Annotated in this window: 2 protein-coding genes and 1 pseudogene; all 3 read right to left on the reverse strand. The window is 73.6% G+C overall.

The genetic code is table 11. The features are described 5' to 3' along the window. Window positions 1-6,246 (reverse strand): filamentous hemagglutinin N-terminal domain-containing protein (locus tag A7A76_RS07500; protein WP_206410610.1); only part of this gene is annotated, 6,246 nt, incomplete at its 3' end. After that, window positions 6,243-6,575 (reverse strand): hypothetical protein, encoded by a 333-nt coding sequence (locus A7A76_RS07505; protein WP_206410611.1) that lies wholly within the window; start codon window positions 6,573-6,575, stop codon window positions 6,243-6,245. The genes A7A76_RS07500 and A7A76_RS07505, both read right to left, overlap by 4 nt. 3 nt (window positions 6,576-6,578) lie before the next feature. Continuing rightward, window positions 6,579-6,914: pseudogene (locus A7A76_RS07510) on the reverse strand (hypothetical protein); the annotation flags it as partial.

Here is a 6,914-nt window from a genome sequence, read left to right on the forward strand (position 1 = left end):
CTGCAGCGTCGCCGCGCCGGCGTTGGACACGCGCAGCAGCGCGCCGTCGCCGCTGACCGCGGCGCGATTGGCGGCGCTGTCGGCGTCCTGGCCGATGGTCAGGCGCAGGTCGCCGGCGCCGGTGAGCGCGCCGCGCGCCTGGACCACGCTGCCGTCTTCGACCCGCACGCCCTGGCCGCCGTCGCCGGCCTTGGCCACCAGCACGATTTCCGGGCCCTGCAGCGGCGAGGCCGCATCGTTGGAGACCAGCACGTCGCGCGCGCGCACCGAAATCGCGGTGCCGTCGCTGCCGCGCTCGCGCACGCCGCCGATCAGCAGGCTGCCGGCGCCGAGCGCGCTGAGCTGGCCGGCGTCGAGCTGCACATAACCCTCGCGCGCGGCGTGGCCGGCGCCGCGGATCTGGATCGCGTCGGCGACCAGATCGATCTGCGCCGCGGCGCCGCCGTCGGCCGCGGCCACGTCCAGGCGCGCGGCCAGTTCCAGCGCGCGCTGCGCGCTGAGCACCAGCTGGCCGCCGTCGCGCGGCAACTGCGGCGCGAAGCGCCCGGCCTTGGCCGCCTGCTCGGAGAAGAACTTGCCGGCGCGGCTGAGCTGGTATTGCGAGTACTGTCCCCACACCGCCGCCGACTGCACGTCGAACAGCTGGCTGCGCGCATCGCGCGCGCCGCTGAGCGCATCGACGTAATAGCCGGCGACGCGGTGGGTGCCGTCGGGCGCGGTGAGGTTCTGGCTCGCCAGCGCATCCTGGCCGCCGCTGCGCTGGACCACGCGAAACGCACCGGGCAAGGTCGCGTAGCGGCCCGGCAGCAAGGTATAGACGCCGTCGGCCAGGCCCGGCACGCCGGACAGGTACACCGACTTGCCGACCTGGCCGCCGCCCGCGCCCTGGCTCAGCAGCGGGTCGCTCGCGGCCAGCGGCGACTGCGCGCCCGGCACGATCGCGTAGACCTCGCGCCCGTCCGGATACAGCGGCGCGCGGCTGCCGCTGCCGCCGTCGGCGTAGCTCACCGCATAGCTCGACAACAGGTCGCGGCTGCCGCCGGTGCCGGCGATCCATTCGAAGGCTTGCAGGTCGCCGCCGCCGGACAGATCGACGCGCGCGCCGCCCTGCAGCGACAGCTCGGCGCCGTCGAGCGAGATGCGCTTGAGCGGCGGCGCGGTCAGGCGCTGCTCGACCTCGTTGCCGTCCCACTGCAGCGAATCGACGGTCTTGCCGTACGGCAGCACGCGGCCGTCGAGCGAGACCGAGGTCAGGCTGCCGGGCGCCAGCGTCACCTTGCGCGTCGGGGTCAGCGCGAGCTGGTTGAACAGCGCGCGCGTGGCCGGATTCTCGGCGTCGGCCGCGCCGAGCACGATCTGCCCGGCCGGCGCGCGCAGCGTTCCCGCCTGCTCGATCTGCGTCGCGTCCAGCAGCAGCTTGCCGCCGGCCGACAGCGGCAGCGGCGCGGCGTTGCCGTTGCCGGCGATGCGGATCGAAGTGTCGGCGCGCCGGCCGCTGGCGTCCTTGGCGCCGAGCGCGCGCACGATGAAGGTCTCGCCGCTGGCCGGATAGATCTGCGCGGCGCGCAGCGACAGGTTGCCGCCGGTCAGCAGCTCGCCCGGCACAAGCCGCAATTCGTTGGCGATGGTCGCGCTCTGGTAGATGCCCGGGGTGTGGAAACGGATATCGCCGCGGCTGTCGAACGCGGCCTCGGCGAAATTGCGCAGCGCCACGCGGCCGCCGATATCGACGAAGCCGGCCTCGACGCTGAGCGTGGCCGCGCCGGGCCGGCCCGGCTCCGGCAGCGCCGCAGTGGCGTCGCCGCCGAGCCCTTGCAGCGACACATAGGCCGAACGCAGGCGCGCGGCTGCGCTGTCGCCGCCCGCCTGAAGCGAACGCGCGTTGATCATCAGCGCGCGCGCCGGCGACAGCGTCACCTCGCCGTCGAACACCACCGGCACCACGCCGGGGCCGCGGATCAGGCCGTCTTCGCCGATCCCGATCAGCAAGGTGTCGACGCCGGAACCCTCAAGCGTATCGGCCTGGAAATGCAGCGCACCCGACGGCTGTTCGCGGCCCGGCTCGATCGCGCCGCCGGCGCGCGCGGACGGATCCAGGCGGCTTCCGCCTTGATGGAACACGATCTGCGAAGTCGCCAGCGGCGCGCGGCCGCCGGCCACGTCCAGCGGCCGCACGCTCTGCGCTGTCAGCAGCTGCACGCTGCCGCCGCGCGCCTGCGCGTCGCCGCCGGCGGCCTGGATGCGGCCGTCGAAGAACAGCCCGCCCGCGGCCGCCAGCACCAGCTCGCCGCCGTCGCTCCAGACCGCGCGCGGCTGCAGCGGCGCCTGGCCGATCGCGCCGGCGGCGGCCGGCAGGTCGAACACCGCGCGGCTGCCGGACAGATCCAGGCGCGCGCCCTGCTCGACCACCACACACCCGCCGTCGTTGCTCAGGCGGATGCGGCCGCCGTCGAGCACCTTGCCGTCGCGCGGCACCGCGCCGCCGTTGGGCAGCGGCGCCTTGAACGGATCGAGCACCGCGATGCCGGACACGTCGAGCACCGCTTCCGAGCCCACCCACACCGATTTGTCGGCGCGCCAGTAGTCCACCTGCGACGGGCTGTGCGACGGCGACAGCGCATTGGCCGAGGTGTCGCCGGACAGATCGATGCTGCCGCCGTGCGCGCTCACCGAACCGAGCACCGTGAGCTGGCCGCGCGAGCCCAGCCGCACCGCGCCGCCGGCATCGACCTGCAACTGCGCGCCGCGTTCCAGGGTGAGCGTGTCGCGCACCTGATCGACTCCCGGCACGTTCGGCAGCGTGCGGCCGGTGGCGGCGCCGGCTTCGAGGAAGAAGTCGGCGGCGTCGCGGTGGTAATCGTCGAGGCGGCCGAACGCGCCGTAGCGGCCGGCGCCGCCGGCATCGAGCCCGGCGTAGAGATCGCCGCCGCTGCGCAGTTCGCGCAACGCATCGAGATCGGGCAGGAAATTGCGCTGCGACACGCTGAGCCGGGTGCCGGCGAGGATGCGCGCGTCGTGGCGCGCGAGCAGGTCGTAGGCGCCGAAATCGCCGTCGCGGAAAAAGCCCGCGTCCAGTTGCAGCGTGCGCGCATCAGCGGCCAGCGCATCGCTCGCCTCCGCGCCGATCAGGATATCGCGCGCGTGCAGGGTCAAGGTGCCGCCGCCGGCGAGACCGCCGCCGCGCAGGTTCTGCGCGCTGAAACGCAGCTCGCCGGCGCCGGGTTCGGCCGCGAAGTGCGAGGCCGGCAGGAACGGATTGAGCGTCTGGGTGCCTTCGCGCGGCTGGTACAGCTTCAAGGCGATATCGCCGCCGCGGCCGAGCGGCACGCCGTCCTTGGCCGCGAGCTGGCCGTTGGGCAGGATCCGGCCGCCGCCGGACACGTCGAGCAGCGCGCCCGGATCGAGCAGGATCGAACCGCTCGCGTCGCGACCGCCGCCGGCGCCGTCCGGGCCCCCGCTGTTCAAGAGCGGATACTCCGACACGCCCAGGCTGATGCGGCCGCCGTCGATGTGCGCGCCGCCCTGGCGCTCGTCGGCGACGCGGTCGCGGTCGTTGACCCACTGCCCGCGCGCGAGCAGGCGCCCGCCGTCGCGCACGGTGATGCCGCGGCGCGCGCCGGCTTCGGGGTTGGGGTCGTTCTCGCTGGTCGCGCTGAGCGCGATCTCGCCCGAATCGGCCTGCAAGGTGCCGGCCACGTCGATGCTCGCGCCGCTCAGGGCGATGCGGCCGCCGGCGTCGACCTGCAGGTGCGCGTCGCTTGCGACTTCGATGCGCGAGAGCCGGTCGTTGAGCTCGACCGTGCCGAAGCCGGCCTGGTCGAGCGACTGCGTCGACAAGACGCCGCCCTGCCCCTGCGGCAGGCGCTGCTGCAGCGAGAAGTCCGCCGGCACGTCGGGGATCGGCGCCGATTGCAGGGTCCACAGGCCGTAGCCGCCGCCGCTCACATTGACGCCCAGGCGTCCGCCCAGGGCCGGCGTGCCGCGCTCGCGCTGGTCGCGGCCGGACACCGCATTGGCGTGCAGATCGCCGGCCAGCACCAACCCGGTATCGACCCGGATCGCGTCGGCGCCGCTGTCCTGGCGCAGATTGATGTTGAGCTGGCCGCCGTCGCCGCCCTGTACGTAATCGGATTCGTAATAGCGGTCCGAACGCCCGAACGCCGATTGGAAATACTCGTCGACGTTCCAGCGCTGGTGCGCGAGCGAGAACTGCCCGGCGAAACCGCGATAGGACTGCGAGGGATCGGCGCCGGCCAGGCGGTAGGTGCGCCCGTCCGCGCCGATCGCCCGCGGCGTCTCGACCATGGCGCCCTGGTAATGCAGGAAACCGCCGCTGACGTCGATCACCGAGCCGCCGCGGGCGACGAACTCGCGCGCGCTGACATTGATGGTGCCGCCGTCGATCAGCATCTGGTCGATGCCGCGCGGGCGCTGGTCGGCGTAGCCCCCGGCATTGAACAGCGGACTGCCGACCCAGGCGCGGCCGTCGTCGGTAACGCCGCGCTCGCGCGCGTCGAGCACGACCTTCTTGCGGTAGAACGCGCCGCCGCGCAGCAGCGGCGAATCGGCCAGTTCGTTCTCGCCGACGCGCTCGATGGTGATGAAGTTGTCCGACATCGGCCGCAGCACGTCGGCCAGGCCGGCGACGTTGATCTGCGCGCCGCGGTCGATCTGGATGCGCGCGATCGCCGGCTTGCTGGCGCCGTCGCGCAGCGGGTCCATGCCGACCAGGTCGAGCCGGGCGCCGGGCATCAGGATCAGCGAGTTTTCCTGCATGCGCATCTGCGCCGCGGCCAGCACCGCGCTGGGCGGCTGGAACGCCTTGTCGGCGGTCGGCGCCGAGGTCGTGGTCTCGCCGTCGCGCTCGGGCAGGATCGCGGTGACCGAGCCGTTGCCGAAGCTCAGCGAGCCGCCGACGCTGCCGCTGAGGTCTTCGGGCCGGTCGATGCCGGCCGAGCGCGCGTGGTTGGCGGCGACGATCGAAATCCGCCCCGGCCGGCTGACCGACGTGGTGGTGCCGACGTAACCGTCCTGATGCAGCTCGTAACCGGTCAGCGTGACCGCGCCGCGCTTGCTGGCGACGATGCCGGTGTTGTCCAGGCGCCCGTAACCGGCGACCGCCGCGCTGGCCTGCGGCGCCACGCCGGCGTAGCGCAGGCTCAGCTCGTTGCTGGCGCCGGTCGGCGCCTGGGTCGAGTACGCGCCGACCACCGCGGCCAGCTGCGCGTGCCCGTCTTCGGCGATCACGCTGCCGGCGTTGCTGAGGTTGGGCGCGGCGACCAGGGCGAAACCGCCCGGCGCGGTCTTGAGCTGGGCGCCGGCCTCGATGCGCACATCGCCGCTGGCCTGCGGACGCGGCGCGGCGCCGCCGGCGTAGTCGGCGAGCTCGGAAGTGAGCACCGCCAGGTCGGCCTTGGCCCGGCGCACGCCTTCGCCGATGAAGATGCGGTTGCTCTGGGCGATGTCGTTGCTGAAGAGATTCAGCGACGACACCAACAGCGAACGGGTGTCGACCTGGCTGGTGCCGCCGAAGATCACGCCGTTGCGGTTGAGCAGATAGACGCTGCCCTCGGCCTTGATCTGGCCGAAGATCTGGCTGGGCCGGCCGCTGGGATCCTCGACCCGGTTGAGCGCGATCCAGTCGTTGCCGCCGCCGCTTTGGTTGCCCGCGCGCTGGTCGAAATGCACCGTGGTGCGGCGGCCGACGTTGAAGCTCTCCCAGCTCAGGATCGCCTTCTTCTGGGTCTGCTCGATGGTGACGGTGACGCTGCCGCTCGCGTCGCTGTTCTGGCTCGGGCCCTTGGCGCCGAGCCACAGCTTGGACTGGTTCAGGCGCGGGTCTTCCACCGCGATCGCGCCGGGCTCGAAGCGCACGCCGCTGGCGACCTTGAGCCCGCCTTGCGCGAGCCCGTCGGGCACTTGATTGGCCGCGGCCGAAGCCGCCGCGGCCGCGCGCGCGGCCACCTGCGCCGCGTCGAGCGCGGAGCGCACGCGCGAGGCCTGGGCGAAGGCGGCCAGCGAGCGCTGCGCCATCTGCTGCGCCTGCGCCGATTGCAGCCCTTGCTGCTGCACCGCGCGCGCGGCCTGCGCGGCCGGGTCGACCGCGCGGCGCGCGAACGGATTGGGATCGGCATGGGCGCCGCCGCCGACCAGGGCCAGCGAGATCGCCGCGCTCAGCGCCAGCAGGCGCAGCCGCGCGGGCGAAGGACGGGCGGAGTCGATGCGGGCGAGAGGCTTGCGGGTCATGACGGCTTCCTTGGCGCGGGTCGCGGCGACGCGGCGGAGGCGGCGCCGGCAACGGCGTCGCGATGGAATGGAAACTGCGCGGTGTTGCGGGTGGCGCGACCGCGGGCGATGCGGGATGCGGCCATGCAACGATTGCGCGGTGCGGATTTATCGTTGCGCGGATGCGCCGCTGCGAGCGTCGTCGGCGCTTGCGCTGTCGGGCTCAACACGAACGGGCTCGATACGAACGGATCCGATACGAACGGACTCGGCGCGGCGACGCTCGACGTCGCGGCGCCCGGCGCCGTGGCGCTGCCGCAATCGCCGTCGGCCGCGGGCGCGCGCAGCATCGCTCAGTGCCCCGGCGGCCGCGACAGAGGCGTGGCGGGAAAATGGCGTTCGGGCCGCTGCGGCACCACCGACTTGCCGTACTGGTCGCCGAGCCGCTGCCGCGTCGCCGCCGGCACCGCCAGGCCCTGCCCGATCGGCGCCAGGCGTTCGCCCGGCGAATCGGCGGCGTCGGCCGGCGCGACCTTGTCCACCTCGGACTTGATCGCGTCGTTGATGCAATCCCAGCGTCCGGCTTCGTCGCGGCCGATGCGCACCTGCACGCACGGCGGCGGCGCCGGCTTCGACGCCGGCAGCAGGCGTCGCTGCGCCGGCGCGTGCGCCGCGACGGCCAGGCCCAG

This window comes from Lysobacter enzymogenes (genome assembly GCF_017168095.1).
GTDB classification, from domain to species: domain Bacteria; phylum Pseudomonadota; class Gammaproteobacteria; order Xanthomonadales; family Xanthomonadaceae; genus Lysobacter; species Lysobacter enzymogenes_D.

Bases quoted from the DNA above. Each gene is read 5' to 3' on its own strand.
- A7A76_RS07505 (WP_206410611.1), bottom strand. From the start codon at position 6,575: ATGCTGCGCGCGCCCGCGGCCGACGGCGATTGCGGCAGCGCCACGGCG.